At 72.6% G+C, this 14,044-nt stretch carries 14 protein-coding genes; 8 read left to right on the top strand and 6 right to left on the bottom strand.

Annotated elements, in window-relative coordinates; translation table 11 throughout:
* Positions 1-14: 14 nt before the first annotated feature.
* Positions 15-1,211, bottom strand: coding sequence for a low temperature requirement protein A (locus tag AC2TEW_RS05195; RefSeq protein WP_484622110.1), 1,197 nt, complete (start codon positions 1,209-1,211; stop codon positions 15-17).
* A gap of 157 nt (positions 1,212-1,368) precedes the next feature.
* Entirely contained in the window at positions 1,369-2,067 is a 699-nt protein-coding gene (locus AC2TEW_RS05190) for a GntR family transcriptional regulator (RefSeq protein ID WP_484622109.1), read from the bottom strand.
* A 159-nt stretch (positions 2,068-2,226) separates the two neighbouring features.
* Between AC2TEW_RS05190 and AC2TEW_RS05185 the strand changes: the two genes are divergently transcribed.
* Together AC2TEW_RS05185 and AC2TEW_RS05180 are read left to right on the top strand one after the other, a co-directional pair.
* On the top strand, positions 2,227-2,766 hold the full coding sequence (locus tag AC2TEW_RS05185; protein WP_484622108.1) for a YbhB/YbcL family Raf kinase inhibitor-like protein: 540 nt from the start codon (positions 2,227-2,229) through the stop codon (positions 2,764-2,766).
* Positions 2,767-2,774: 8 nt separating this feature from the next.
* Positions 2,775-3,476, top strand: a complete 702-nt coding sequence (locus AC2TEW_RS05180) for an iron-dependent transcriptional repressor DtxR (protein WP_484622107.1) — start codon at positions 2,775-2,777, stop codon at positions 3,474-3,476.
* 277 nt (positions 3,477-3,753) lie between these two features.
* Here the strand turns inward: AC2TEW_RS05180 and AC2TEW_RS05175 are convergent, their stop codons facing one another.
* Positions 3,754-4,632 carry an alpha/beta fold hydrolase gene (locus AC2TEW_RS05175; protein WP_484622106.1) on the bottom strand — a complete coding sequence of 293 codons (879 nt, stop codon included), beginning with the start codon at positions 4,630-4,632 and terminating at the stop codon, positions 3,754-3,756.
* 112 nt (positions 4,633-4,744) lie between these two features.
* On the opposite strand from AC2TEW_RS05175, the gene AC2TEW_RS05170 reads away from it, so the two are divergent.
* Entirely contained in the window at positions 4,745-6,682 is a 1,938-nt protein-coding gene (locus AC2TEW_RS05170; protein WP_484622105.1) for an AfsR/SARP family transcriptional regulator, read from the top strand.
* 221 nt (positions 6,683-6,903) lie between these two features.
* Here AC2TEW_RS05170 and AC2TEW_RS05165 read toward each other — a convergent pair whose 3' ends face one another.
* The 3 genes from AC2TEW_RS05165 to AC2TEW_RS05155 are packed head-to-tail and all read right to left on the bottom strand — an operon-like array spanning position 6,904 to position 9,613.
* Positions 6,904-8,169, bottom strand: a complete 1,266-nt coding sequence (locus tag AC2TEW_RS05165) for a multidrug effflux MFS transporter (protein WP_484622104.1) — start codon at positions 8,167-8,169, stop codon at positions 6,904-6,906.
* 3 nt (positions 8,170-8,172) lie between these two features.
* The gene (locus tag AC2TEW_RS05160) at positions 8,173-8,817 is read right to left on the bottom strand and encodes an NAD(P)-dependent oxidoreductase (RefSeq protein WP_484622103.1); all 645 of its coding nucleotides are present in this window, start codon (positions 8,815-8,817) and stop codon (positions 8,173-8,175) included.
* 43 nt (positions 8,818-8,860) lie between these two features.
* Entirely contained in the window at positions 8,861-9,613 is a 753-nt protein-coding gene (locus AC2TEW_RS05155) for an MBL fold metallo-hydrolase (RefSeq protein ID WP_484622102.1), read from the bottom strand.
* A gap of 80 nt (positions 9,614-9,693) precedes the next feature.
* On the opposite strand from AC2TEW_RS05155, the gene AC2TEW_RS05150 reads away from it, so the two are divergent.
* The 5 genes from AC2TEW_RS05150 to AC2TEW_RS05130 all read left to right on the top strand — a co-directional run bounded on the left by AC2TEW_RS05150 (position 9,694) and on the right by AC2TEW_RS05130 (position 13,900).
* Positions 9,694-10,323, top strand: coding sequence for a winged helix-turn-helix transcriptional regulator (locus AC2TEW_RS05150; RefSeq protein ID WP_484622101.1), 630 nt, complete (start codon positions 9,694-9,696; stop codon positions 10,321-10,323).
* A gap of 593 nt (positions 10,324-10,916) precedes the next feature.
* The gene (locus AC2TEW_RS05145) at positions 10,917-11,837 is read left to right on the top strand and encodes a LysR family transcriptional regulator (protein WP_484622100.1); all 921 of its coding nucleotides are present in this window, start codon (positions 10,917-10,919) and stop codon (positions 11,835-11,837) included.
* Between the two features lie 207 nt (positions 11,838-12,044).
* Positions 12,045-12,632 carry a hypothetical protein gene (locus AC2TEW_RS05140; protein ID WP_484622099.1) on the top strand — a complete coding sequence of 196 codons (588 nt, stop codon included), beginning with the start codon at positions 12,045-12,047 and terminating at the stop codon, positions 12,630-12,632.
* On the top strand, positions 12,629-13,021 hold the full coding sequence (locus AC2TEW_RS05135; protein ID WP_484622098.1) for a PIN domain-containing protein: 393 nt from the start codon (positions 12,629-12,631) through the stop codon (positions 13,019-13,021). The genes AC2TEW_RS05140 and AC2TEW_RS05135 overlap by 4 nt, the downstream gene beginning before the upstream one ends.
* Positions 13,022-13,714: 693 nt before the next feature.
* Positions 13,715-13,900 carry a hypothetical protein gene (locus AC2TEW_RS05130; protein WP_484622097.1) on the top strand — a complete coding sequence of 62 codons (186 nt, stop codon included), beginning with the start codon at positions 13,715-13,717 and terminating at the stop codon, positions 13,898-13,900.
* Positions 13,901-14,044 lie beyond the last annotated feature (144 nt).

The raw sequence follows: 14,044 nt of genomic DNA, 5'->3' as shown, positions 1-14,044 counted from the left end.
GGCGGATGCGCGGGTCAGGCAGAGGCGCGCTCCAACAGGCCGCCGCGCTTCCCGGGTGCGAAGACGAGCTGCCAGCCGACCGCGGTCGCCAGCGCCCAGATCAGCCATCCGACGCCGAGATGCCGGGCGAAGACGCCGAGCGCCGACAGCAGGAGCAGGCAGGGAAGTGCCCAACCGAGGATGTCTTGCCACCGTGCACCGGAGACCACGGCGGCCAGCACGCTGACGCCGAAGTACACCATGAGGCCCGCGCAGAGCAGCCACCGGACGCTGTTCCCCGCAGGGTCGTGCGGATGCGCGATGGCCAGGCCCAGGCCGGCGGCGACGGAGGCGAGCGCGCAGGTCGTCAGGCAGTGCAGGGACAGGGCCAGCCGCACCGGAAGATCGCGCGGGCCGGTCTTCGGGATCCCACCGAAGCCGTAGAGCAGCGACATGCTCCACAGGCCGGACAGCAGGGCGAACGAACCCACCGCCGCGCCGGCCAGGTGCACGTCCCAGGAGGTGTCGGCGGCGACCGAGGTGATCTGGATGACCCCCTCGCCGAGCACGATGATGACGTAGAGGCTCAGCCGCTCCATCAGGTGCGGCACATCGGCGTAGGCCGCCTCGATCACCGGCAGCCGCCCGCGGTCGCCGTTCTTCCGCACGAGGCGCCCCGCCCACTCCTGCGCGCCCCGCAGCATGCGGCTGCCGGCGTCCGCGAATATGGCCAGCAGGTCGAACCCGATTCCCAGGGCCCACAGCCAGTAGCGCCACGGAGCATCCACCCACAGCGACACGATCCACGGCAGGACACCGAGACCCATCTGGGCCACCGGCCAGTCCATCACCACCCGCCCGCGCCGCCAGAACCGGCTGGACAGCCAGCGCAGGAAGACGTACGCGGCGACGAACGCGAGGTGGTGCCTGGTACCGCGGATCCCGGGGACGGCCGCGACCATCACGGCGAGGCCGAGCATCGCCAGGAGGAGATTGGGCGTCCGGGCGCGGTCCCCCTCGACGTTCCCGTAGACGGTGAAGCAGACCCAGGCGATCCAGAAGGCGAGGTACAGCAGGACGTACAGGGCGAGATCGGCGACCGTCGGGCCCTCGTGCAGGAGGTGTGACAACTGCGACACGCCCGCGACGACGACGAGGTCGAAGAAGAGCTCGGTCCAGGAGGCATGCCGCTCGGCGCCGCCCGCCGACTCGGCGGTGTTCATGAATGTCATGAGGTGATCATCGGTCATATTCCGATCGGTGATCTCCTGCAGGCTCCGGCTGGTGGCGTCAGCACCCTCCGACGCGATCCGATCCGACAACCGATCACACCCACCGGCGACTTCACCGCACCGACGTGACCGGCATCGCCTCCACCTAGGACAGGCCTCAGGTGTGGTTCGCGGGTCCGTGGTCGGGGCAGCCGGTCAGGGCGTTCGCGGTCAGCGCGAGGTGCTGGGTGAGTAGTTCTGCGGCGGTGTCGGCGTCGCGCGCCAGCGTTGCCTCCTCCAGCCGGCGGTGTTCGGCGATGCCGTCCCGGCCCGGGGCGCGGTGCGCCGACCAGCGGCGGGCCAGCTCGCTCGCGGTCCACATCCGGTCGAAGGCCTCCAGCAGGACGGCGTTGCCGCAGCCTTCCAGCAGGGTGCGGTGGAAGGCGCGGTGGGCTTCGGCCCATTCGGCGCTGTAGTACTCGCCCTCCCCTTCCGCGTACGCAGGGGTGCGGGCCAGCCGGTGGTGGGTGGCCCGCACGCGGGTCTCCCAGTCGACGTCGCCGCGTTCGATGGACATGCGCAGCATGACCGGTTCGATGGTGCGTCGGGCTTCCGCGATCTCCTGCCAGCGGCGGTCGGAGAAGGCCGGGACGGCGAAGCCGCGGTTGGGGAGACGGTCGGCGAGGCCCTCGCCGACCACCCGTAGCAGCGCCTCGCGCACGACGGCCAGGCTCACGCCCTGTTCCTTGGCGAGTTCCTGCGGTTTGAGGGCGTCGCCGGGGACGTACTGTCCGCGCATGATCGCGTCGCGCAGGCGTGTGTAGACCTGCTCGGAGAGCATCGGCTTCCCCGAGGCGGCCGCGGTGTGGGTCGTCATGCCACCACCATAGACGATCTGGAAAATAATCGATTATTGCTGCTATGGTCGATTCGAAGTCGTCGCCGGCATGCGGAATCGCCACCGCTGCGCGCCGGACGGCACTCGGGCGGACCCCTTCGCGGCCGCCCGCAATCCGGTCTGAAAAGGAACGATGCAATGAGCACCAACAACCCCTTCGCCCGCCTCCCGGAGGCGGCGTCCTTCACCGTCACCAGCACGACCGTCACCGACGGCGCCGCTTGGTCGGTCAAGCAGTACTCCGGCCTTTCCGGCATCCCGGGAGGGAAGGACGTCTCTCCGCAGCTGTCCTGGAGCGGCGCTCCGGAAGGCACCCGTAGCTACGCCGTCACCGTCTACGACCCCGACGCGCCCACCGGCTCCGGGTTCTGGCACTGGGCGGTCGCCGACATCCCCGCCACCGTCACCGAGCTGCTCGAGGGTGCCGGCGACGACACCGGCTCCGGCCTGCCCGAGGGCGCGTTCCAGCTGCCCAACGACGCCCGCATGGCCCGCTTCATCGGCGCCGCCCCGCCGGCCGGCCACGGCCCGCACCGCTACTTCATCGTGGTGCACGCCCTCGACGTCGACACCATCGGCGTGCCCGCCGACGCCACCCCCGCCGTCCTCGGCTTCACCATGGCCGGCCACATCCTCGGCCGCGCAGTCCTGACCGCCACCGCCGAGACCCCCGCCTGACCAGCAGCATGTCCCAACTCATCGACACCACGGAGATGTACCTGCGCACCATCCTGGAACTCGAGGAGGAAGGCGTGGTCCCCCTGCGTGCCCGCATCGCCGAGCAGCTGAACCAGAGCGGACCCACCGTCAGCCAGACCGTCGCCCGGATGGAGCGCGACGAACTGCTGCACGTCGCCCGCGACCGGCACCTGGAACTGACCGCCCGGGGCCGCCGACTGGCCACACGTGTCATGCGCAAGCACCGCCTCGCCGAGTGCCTGCTCGTCGAGGTGATCGGCCTGGCTTGGGAACAGGCCCACACCGAAGCCTGCCGCTGGGAACACGTGATGAGCGAAGCCGTCGAACGCCGCGTCCTGCACCTGCTGCAACACCCGACCACGTCCCCCTACGGCAACCCGATCCCGGGCCTGGAGGAGCTCGACGGGAAGAACACCACGGGTCCGTCCCCCGGGGAGGGAATGAAGGGATTGATCAGCCTCGACGACTTCGGGCGGGCCCCGGACGGCGCGAGCGCGGTCGTACACCGCATCGGAGAGCCGATCCAGGCCGACCTCCGGCTGATGCACACCCTGCGCCGCGCCGGGGTGCAGCCCGGCGCCGTCGTACAGGTGACACAGTCGCCCGACGGCGTCACGGTCACCACCTCACAAGGGGCCGCGGAACTTCCCGCACGGGCCGCCGCGCATGTCTTCGTGGCCGCGCACTGAACGGCCGTCACATGCCGCTCGTCATCGTGGCCGGGATGTCCGGGGTTGCGGGCCGGTGGGCGGGCTCGGGCTCGGTGCGGCATCGTCGAGCGCGGCCCGGCGGGCGGTGGCGTCCTGGCGCATCCGGCGGCGCAGCTCCCGGTAGGTGTGGTGGTCGGTGAGCGAGGGCCGGGCCGGCAGCGGAGTGGGCGGCCGGCGAGCGCGCGCAGGCGGCGGTCGGTCGGCGCTCGCCGACCGACCGTGGCCCAGCCCAGCCGACGAGTCGCGAGCAGGCGGCTCAGCGGGCCAGCAGGTCCCGGATCGCGGCCGCGATCTCGTCGGGTGCCTCTTCGGCCATGAAGTGCCCGGCTCGGGTCAGCCGGTGGTCCAGATCCGGCGCCCATGCCTTCCACACCCCGACAGCGTCGTAGCCGAGCTGCGCACCCCAGTCCTGCTGGACGACCGCCACGGGCATGGCCAGCTGCGACCCGGCGTCCAGGTCCGCCTGGTCGTGCGTGACGTCGATGTCCGCCGAGGCCCGGTAGTCCGCGACGATCGACGTCACCGCCGCGGCGCTCGCGCGCAGGTATTCGGCACGCACCTCGTCGGGCATGGTGGTCGGGTCGTTGGCCCAGGCGTCGAGGAACGAGCCGAAGAACGCGTCCGCACTGCCTGCGATCATCGCCTCCGGCAGGCCCGGCGGCTGCGCCATCAGGAAGAGGTGGTAACCGACCGCCGCCGAGGCGCCGTGCAGGACGTTCCACATGTCGAGCGTCGGCACGATGTCGAGAATGCCCAGGTGCGTGATGGTCTCCGGGTGGTCCAGCCCCGCCCGGAAGGCGACCAGGGCGCCCCGGTCGTGGCCGACGAGGGCGAAGCGCTCGTGCCCGAGCGCCGCCGCCAGGGTCACGACGTCGGCGGCCATGGTGCGCTTGGCGTACACATCGGGGTCGGTGGCCGCCGGCTTGTCACTGGCGCCGTAGCCCCGCAGGTCGGGACAGATCACCGTGTGCTCGTCGGCGAGACGCCCGGCGACGTGCCGCCACATCAGGTGGGTCTGGGGGAAACCGTGCAACAGCACGACCGGGCTGCCGCTGCCGCCGACGGCGGCAGCCAGCTCCACACCGTCCGCGCCGGGCAGGCGGAGGTGATCGAAGCCGGGAATGGTGGGCGTCATGAGGGAGCATCCTTGCGGGTCGGGGACTTGACCGGATCAGCTTGGGCGACAGCGATCAGCAGCCGATCAGTACGGTTGGGCGCAGCCGGCCCCTGGCCCGGAGGATGGGAGCATGCGAATCGACGTGCTCGGTGCGGTGCGGGCCCTCCACGACGACGGCAGCCCGGTCGACCTGGGCGGACCCCGCCATCGCGAGGTACTCGCCCGGCTCGTCGCCGCCGAGGGGCGGATGGTCACCACCGACACCCTCGTCGATGACCTGTGGACCGATCCGCCGGCCCGGGCCGTGGGCGCTCTGCGTACCTTCGTCGCCGCGCTGCGCCGCGCCCTCGAACCCGACCGACCGCCCCGCCATCCGCCGCGCGTCATCGTCACCGAAGGTCCCGGCTACGCGCTGCGCCTGCCGCGCGAGGACGTGGACGTCCATCGGTTCCAGGACGCCCTGGCCCGGGCCCGCCGCACGCCCGACGCGGTGACCGATCTCGGCGCGGCACTCGCGGCCTGGCGCGGACCCGCCTACGCCGATGTGGCCGGCTCCCCGTGGGCGCAGCGCGAGCAAGCCCGGCTGGAGGAGCTCAGGTTGGACGGGGTGGAACTGCGCGCCCGGATCCTCCTCGACTCCGGGGAAGGGGCGGATCTCGTCGCCGAACTGGGTGCCCATGTCGCCGAACACCCGTGGCGCGAGCCGGCCTGGGAGCTGGTGGCCCGCGCGCTGTACCGCGCGGGCCGCCGGGCCGACGCGCTGGCCGCCCTCCGCCGCGCCCGCACGATGCTCGTCGGCCAACTCGGACTCGACCCCGGTGGCGACCTTCAGCGCCTGGAGCGGGACATCCTCAACGGGTCCGCGCGCACCGAAGGAGCGCGTACCGCGTGGACCGGCCCTGGTGTCCGGCTCGGCCCGCGCACCACCGTGGATCTGGCCCGCACCCTCGCACTGGCGGGTGGCGACGCCCTCGTCCACTCGCGGCGCGACCGCCTCGCCGCCGTCCGGGCGGCGGAACGCACGGGCGACCTCGCCCTGACCGCCCGCATCATCGGCGCCTACGACGTGCCCGCCATCTGGAGCCGGGCCGATGACCCGGAGCAGTCCCGCGCCGTCGTCGCTGCTGCCGAGCGCACGCTCACCGGGCTCGGCCCGGGCGGCCCCGCCGACCTGCGCGCCCGCCTCCTGGCCACGGTCGCCGTCGAGAGCCGCAGCGCCGATCTGTCGGGGACCGAGCTGAGGCACGCGCAGCAGGCGGCGCGTCAGGCAGAGGCGCTGGCACGGGACCTGGCCGATCCCGCCCTGCTGGCCTTCGCCCTCAACGGGGTGTTCCTGCAGTCCTTCAGCGGCCCCGGGCTCGCGGCAGTACGGGACGGGATCGGCGCCGAGATCCTCGACCTGTCCACCCGGCACGGGCTGCCGAGCTTCGCCGTACTCGGCCGACTCGTCCGCCTGCAATCCGCCTCCGCCCTCGGCGACCTCGATGCCGCGACCTCGCACGCCGATGCGGCCGACCGGCTCGCCGCCGCCACCGAGGCGCCCTTGGTCCCCGTCCTCACCGGGTGGTTCAGGGCCCGGGCTACGGCCGCCCGCAGCGCCGAACCCGGCGGACCGACCGCCGCCACGGCAGCAGCGCACTACCGCGCCGCCGAGGACACCCTCCGGACGGCCGGAATGCCGGGGCTGCACCGCGGTCTTTTCCCGCTCGCCCTGCTGGGACTGCGCCTGCTGCACGAGCGGCCCGCGCCCACCGACCCGCACCTCGACTGGGGCCCGTACCTACCCTGGGCGCGCCCGCTGGTGCTGCTCGCCCAGGACCGGGTCGAGGAGGCGCGTGCCGCCCTCACCGCGGCGCCCGAACCACCGCGTGACCACCTGCAGGAGGTCATGTGGTGCCTGACCGCCCGTGCCGCCGTACGCCTCGGCGAGCGCGGAATCGCCGCCCGGGCTGCGGCTGCCCTGCGTGATGCCTGTGCAGAACACGCCGGCGCCGCCAGCGGCATGCTGACCCTGGGCCCGGTGGCGCGGTACCTGGCGGAGGCGGAGGCATGCGCCGGGGCGGGGTGAGCGACCGCCGTCCGCGGGCCCCGGGGCCGTCCGCGCTCACCTCACGGCGCGCGGGATCAGGTCGCCATGACGTTCAGGGGCGTCCGTGGCCGACACCGGGCAGTCGCGACGGCCTCGGCGCCACGCGCGATGGTCCACCTGCTCAACCCTCGTGCCCCCCGCTCTGCGCGAGCTTGAGGTGATCGTGCCGGGGGGACCGCGACCCGGGCCGCCGGCCCGATTCACCGTGTACCTGCCCGCCCGTGCTCGCTGTGCCGGCGCGGTCGCCGGCGCCCGGCAGGTCCTCGGCGAGCCGGCCTGCGGGTGCGCTCACCGGGCATCGACCGGGTGAGGACGCCGAGTGCGAGCAGGGCGAGCGCCGGCAGCACGGCGACGATGATTCCCATCGGCAAGGCGTCGGTGGCGCCACCCGCGCCGGCCAGCGGAGCGAGTGCCGCGCCGAACATGAACTGGCTGAAGCCGAGCAGGGCGGCGGCCGACCCGGCGTGTCCGCCGTGGCCGGCCAGGGCCTGGGCCGCGGCGTTCGGCATGACCAGGCCCACGCTGGAGACCAGGACGAACAGGCCGATCAGCAGCACGGGCAGGGGTGCCCGTGTCAGCACCGCGCCCAGGACCGTGGTGCCGCCGGCTGTCGCGCCCAGCAGACCGGCGAGCAGCAGCGCGCGGGCGCCGGCCCGGGCCACCAGCCGGCCGCTGATCCGGGCGGCCGCGACGAGTCCGGCGGCGTTGACGGCGAACACGGCGCTGTACTGCTGCGGTGACAGGCCGTGGATTTCCTGCAGGACGAACGGCGAGCCGGAGATGTAGACGAACATCGCCGCGAAGACCAGGCCGTTGGCCAGGACGTACCCGGTGAAGACCCGGTCGCCGAGCAGCTGCCCGACGACAGCCGGCAGCGGCTCGCGTGACGCGGAGGGCCGGGTCTCCGGCAGTCCTGCGGCACAGGCCGCCAGCATCACGGCGCCGAGTACGGCCAGGGCCACGAAGATCCCCGGCCAGGCCGTGACGCGCAGCAGCTGGCCGCCGAGGACCGGCGCGAACACCGGCGCCAGGCCGGTGATCAAGGTCAGTGCGGAGAAGAGACGTGCGGTGCGGGTTCCGGAGGTGCGGTCGCGGACCATGGCGTTGGCGATGACGATGCCGAACGCCCCGCCGATGCCCTGGACCAGGCGTAGGCCGACGAGGGTCCGGACGTCGGGCGCCACCGCGCAGAGCGCGCTGGCGAGCGTGTAGAGGGCGAGGCCCGCCAGCAACGGACGCCGCCGGCCGTAGGTGTCGCTCAGCGGCCCGGCGATCAGCTGCCCGACGGCCAGCCCGGCCAGGCAGGCGGTGATGGTGAGCTGGGTGGCCGCGGCGCCGGCGCGCAGGTCGCCGGCGAGGTCCGGCAGTCCGGGCAGGTAGCCGTCGATGGACAGTGGTCCCAGAGCCACGAGCGCTGCGAGCAGGACGATGAATCGGGGGTGCGGGCCGGCGGCGTCGTTGCTCATGGCTCAGTACGCCACGGTGATGCGGCGGCGGATCGCGGTGCCGTTCTCGATCGTGTCGGCCAGGGCGATCGCGTAGTCGGCGTAGGAGATGCGGCTGTTGCCGTCGTCGTCGGTGAGCAGGGTGTCCCCGGCGCTGCGGTAGGCGCCGGTTCGCTCGCCCGCTGCGATGACCGCGGCGGGCGACACGTACGTCCAGTCGAGGTCGTGCACGCCGCGGTAGAGGTCGAGCGCTTCGGACTGGGCCTCGGCGTTGGCCTTCCACAGCGCGGGGAAGGCCGGGTCGTCCATGACCCGGGTGCCGGCCGGCGTGCGCAGGCTGCCGGCACCGCCGATGGTGACCAGGCGGGTGACGCCGGCTCGGCGGAGTCCGTCGATCAGCGCACGGGCGGCACCGACGATCGTGGCGCGGTCGTCCTCCTGGCCGATCCGGGGGCCGACGGCCGACAGCACGGCGTCGTGGGAGGCGGCGAGGCCGGCGACCGCGGCGGCGTCCGTGACGTCACCGGTGGTCACGGTCAGGGCCTTGTGCTCGAGTCCGTCGACGTGGCCGGCCCGGGTGACCGCGGTGACGGTGTGGCCGCGCCGCAGTAGTTCCTCGGTGGCGGGCCGGCCGATGTTGCCGCCGGCACCGAATAGGACGATCTTCATGTGTTGCTCCTTGTTTCCAATGGTTTCTGAGGTTTTCTGATGGTCAGAGGACGGGCTGGCCGTCGGCGATGATCGCCGCGGTGATGCCGCGCTCGTCGGCGGCCTGCTGGAAGCGCCGCTCGATGTCGGGTTGTTCGGTGTAGAACGGCGGGTTGTGGAACAGGCCGTAGTGCATGGCGCAGACGGTGCCGGCGCCGAGTGCGACGGCGGCCTCGACACCCTGCTCGGGGGTCATGGTCGCCGGGACGTTGGACGCGTAGCCCTCGAAGTGGGCGATGACGCCGTTGACCGGGACGAACGCGACGTCGAACGGGCCGTGGTCGCGGGCGATCTGCCACCAGCTGCCGTGCCACTGGGTGTCGCCGCAGTGGATGATCCGCCGGCCGGCGCCTTCGACGACCCAGGCGACCTGGTCGCAGTCGTTGCCGCGCCAGTCCAGCGAGGTCACCGGGGTGACGGTCAGTTCTCCGATGCGGCGTGAGCGGCCCAGGTGCTGGGCGACGGGGGTGATGCCCGCCTCCTGCAGCGCCGCCGCGCTCGGGGTGTGGCAGCCGATCGTGCCGGTGGCCGCGATCCGGGCGATCAGGTCGTGGTCGTAGTGGTCGGGGTGCAGGTGGGTGATGAGGGCGTGGGTGCCGGGCGGGGTGTCGACCGGGTCGACCGGCCGGTGCGGCGGCCCCATCACCGGCGCCAGTGGAGCAACGTTCTCGAGCGGGTCGATCAGCAGGCGGGTGTCGCCGAGACGGATCTCGACGCCGGCCCAGGACAGCCGACGAACGGAAAGGGTGGTGGTCATGGCAGCGACGCTAGACCGACGTTGTTGAGAAAGTCAACAAGGGAGTTTTGAATCTCAACGCCGCAAGGTAGGATGGTGGCATGCGGACCTACGGGCAGTACTGCGGCATCGCGAAAGCACTGGACACCATCGGCGACCGGTGGACCCTGCTGATCGTCCGTGAACTGCTAGCCCTGGGTCCGTGCCGGCACACCGACCTGCGCAACGGGCTGCCCGGGATCGCCAGCAACCTGCTGGTCGACCGGCTCCGCGAACTCGAGGAAGCCGGCCTGATCCGCCGCGAGGCCGCCCCGCCGCCGGTGGCCACCACCCTGTTCTCCCTCACCGAGCGCGGCCGCACGCTGGAGCCGGTGCTGCAGGAACTGAGCCGCTGGGGAATTCCACTGTTGCGCGAGCCGGGCGGCAACGACACCTTCCGCACCCACTGGCTGGACGTGCCCGCCCGGGCACTGACCGACCACCGCCCCGACCAGCCGGCAATCGCCCTGCAACTGCACGCCGACGGCAACGAGGACCTGGTCATCGAAGTCAAGGACGGCTCCGTGCACACCCACGCCGGCCGGGTCGACCACCCCACCGCGTCCCTGACCGGACCGCCGCACCTGCTGGCCGCGACCCTGCTCGGCGACCTCGACCTGAACGCCGCGGTACAGCAAGGCCTGCAGCTCAGCGGCGAACGCGAGGCGGTACTGCGCATCCTGCCCCGCTGATCCGGGTGTGAGACTGGCGAGCTCGCATGTTGAGGAGTCACGAATCGGTCCGCACGGTCGACACTGTGACCACGATGAGTGATGACCAGCTGCCGATGGCCCCGCCCGGACGGGCACATTCTGCCGATAACTTCGCCGTGGTCTTGTCGTGATAGCCGAGGGCCCGAGCAACGACGGGTGCGGGGGCTCCTTCGCGGTGGGCCGAGCTCGGCGAACGGCGCCCACGTGTTCGCCGGGCTGTCCGAGCAGCACCCACAGCCCTACCCACCGCAGAGCTGCGGGCCGCCCGGCGGCAGGCGACGGCCCGGTGGAGCACAGCCCCCCACACACAACCCCACCTGCGCCGCATTCATCCGGGCCGGCATCGCGGAGACGACGGTGGTGCTTCGCCCTGGTGCCGCTGCCCGCCCCAGGCGGGACCGCCCGTGAGCTCGCCCTCCTGTGCTCACCACACGTCGGCGGCGCGGCTCCTCCGGTCTGGCGACGGCCGCTCCAGCGGCGGCGACGCGATGGCGCTCTCGGCCTCGCATCGCCAAGCCGGAACCCCCAACTGTTAACAACAGTGCATGATTTCCACTCCTATAGTTACTGTCATGCAATTGGATCTGAATCTGCTCACCGCCCTGGACGCGCTGTTGGAAGAGGGCAGCGTGGCCGGAGCCGCGGACCGGCTTCACGTCACCGCGCCGGCGATGAGCCGCTCGCTGGGCCGTATCCGCAAAGCCACCGGCGACCAGATCCTGGTCCGCACCGGACGCCACATGACGCCCACGCCCCGCGCGCTGACCATGCGCACCGAGGTCCACGCCCTGGTGCAGCAGGCCCACCAGTTGCTGTCCGCCCGTACGGACCTCGACCTGGCGGGCCTGGAGCGGGTGTTCACCGTCCGCCTGCACGACGCCCTCACCACCGCCTGCGGGACCGCCCTCGTCGCTGCGATGCACCGCCAGGCCCCAGGGGTGAAGATACGCCTGACGGTCGAGCCCGGCCACGACACCCCCGAGCTGCGTCGCGGTGAGGTCGATGTGGCCTCCAGCGCCGGACCGTCGCCCCAGCCCGACATCCATCACCGCCTCATCGGCCAGGACAGGATCATCCTCGCCGTCCGGGCGGGCCATCCGCTCACCGAAGGACCGGTGACCGTCGAGCGGTACGCGGCGGCCGACCACGTGACCGTCTCCCGGCGTGGGAGCCTGCGCGACCGGGTCGACGACGTCGTCGCCGCCCTCGGCCACGAGCGCCGCGTCACCGTCTCCGCCCCCGCGACGGACACCGCCCTGCAGCTCGCCCGTGACGCCGACGTCGTGGTCACCCTCCCCGACGCGGTCACCCGCTCCGCCCGCGACCAACTGGGCCTGACCACCCTGCCACTGCCGTTCGACCTGCCGCCCGTACCCCTCTATCTGCTCTGGCACAAGCGCTACGACGACGACCCCGCCCACGCCTGGCTGCTCGACCTGGCGACCCGGACCCTGCAGAACCTGTTCACCACTGCGGAGGCCTCCGGTCAGTAGCATTCCGCCGCAGCAGTACACCCGACAGTGCCGGATGCCGAACCGTCCGCCCCGGCGCGGGCCAGGCTCTGCCCATCGGCGGCGAACTCGACTTCTCCACACCTCCGGCGGACGCGACGAACGACCCGGTGCTCACGCTGTCCCGCGGGCACCGGGTCGTCCTGCACGGTCCCGGCCGCACCCATGCCTTCCGGGAGCACCACCCGGGTGGGCAAGCACCTGCTGACCGCCCTCATCGACACAGGTCACGTCGGCAGCACGCAGTTCGACCGGCGGCCGGTCCCCTTCGACGCCGTGCCGTTCAGCATGTCGACCATCGCGGCTCTCATCAGGCCAGGGGCCGACAAGGCCGTCAACCGGCACAGGCCGCGAGGACAGGACGGCGGGGAGCAGCTCAACCACGGCGACGGCCGCCTGGGCGCAGCCGCCCCTGGGCCGGGCGGCGGCATTCCAGGAGGGGCAGATCGGTACACCGGTGGTGTACCAGCGGTGTACGATCGTGGTATGGCTGATGCGACGATCAAGGTTTCCCCTGATACGCGTGACCGGCTGGCCGCTCTCGCGGCGGCCCGCGGCACCACGATCGGCGCCCAGGTGGCCCTGCTGGTGGAGCAGCAGCCCACCGCGGAGCAGATCGCGGAGCGGGTTGCCGAAGGCCGCCGCCTGCTTCGGGAGCACTTCGGACTGACCCTCACCGACACCGAGCTGAACGAGGGCCCGGACCTGCTGCAGCGGGTCTACGACATCGCCGCGGCGGATGCGCGCGCCAAGGTCGCCCCCAGGCGCAGCGCGTGATCATTCTGGATTCCAGCGCCCTGTCCGCGCTGGCCGCCGGCCACGCTCGCCTGCACCGGATCATCGACTCCGCCCTGCACAGCCCGTTCCAGCACCTGCTGGTTCCGGTGCTGTGCCTGGTCGAGGCCCAGATCAAGGACGAGGGCGCCGCGGATGCGGTCCCGGCGCTGCCCTCGCTCGAGTTCGAGCCCCTGGACGCGGGCACGGCCGCGGTGGTGGCGGCCATGGTCCGCGACGGGTACGGCGGCCAGGACCTGGCCCACGCCATCGCCACGAGCCTGCCCACCCCGGTGCGCCCGCAGCACCACCTGATCCTGACCGCCCGCCCGGAGCTCTACCCGCCCGGGATCGTCACCGTCGACATCGACGATCCCCGCCTCGAGCCGTAGCTGCCGCCGGCGGGAGGTGTCCCGGGACGGGCTCGACCCGGGCGGCAGAGCACAGGTCCTCGCCGAGGAGGTCCCGCCCGCCGTGCTTCACGGGCCGTGGCGCAGGACCGGCCGGGTGGTGGTAGTCGTGGCCGGGCAGGCCGGCAGCGGCAGGACACTCGTCGTGGACCTGGTGCACGCGGCGCTCGCGCGGCGGGGGCGCCGATGGGTGGCCCGCGACGCCTACACGGCCCGCCCACCCCCACTGTCCATGGTGCTTCGAGGTGGCACGGTGCGTGCCGGTGCCGGCCCGGATTGTGCGTCTCGGGTCCGGCGGGCACCGGCGCAGCCGGGTCAGGTGCGCTCGGGTGGGCCATGCTGCGGGGTGCGTGATCCGGACGGCCCGAACGGCGGTCATCCGGTATGGCGATCCCACCTCCAACCGTGTTCGGCGCCCGGCTCCTCCCCGGCCCGACGGCTCTCGGGCCCGCCAATCGCCTCGCCGGCAGCCCCGGCCACCGCCTTGGTCGGCTGGCCGGGCAGATGGACGCGCTGGCGGGCCGACTGCTCGCGGCCAACGTGGACGGTGCCCTGAGCCGGGCCCTGGGTGAGCCGGACATCGCCCGGCAGCGGGGGCCGTCGGGCGTAGCCGAGCTCTGGCGGCGTCGCCCGGTCCGGGACACAGTGGACGCAGGCGAACAGCCAGGAGGGCACGTGGCCGACGACGAGCTGGCCGAGCAGGAGATGGACCTGATCCGCCGCTACGTGGATCTCGCCCCTGGTGTCCGGGCCGGCCGGGACGATCTCTACCGAGCCCGCCTCGCCGAACGCGAAGGTGGCCGCTTCCTCGAGCTCGGACCCGGCATGTACCAGCAGCGGATCGACCTCGCCGAACCGTAACCGGCCGGGGCGGCGCGTGGTTGCGTTCAGGGAGGTGGTGTACGGGTCCTGCCTGGTCGTCGTTTGGTGCGGCCGGAATCTCCGCCGGCTGTGCCACTGTTCGGTCAGGCGATGCAGATCCGCATCGCCTGACCGGGACCGTCG

The organism is Kitasatospora sp. NEAU-CNBT7, assembly GCF_057220535.1.
This window is presented reverse-complemented; position numbering and strand designations above follow the sequence as displayed.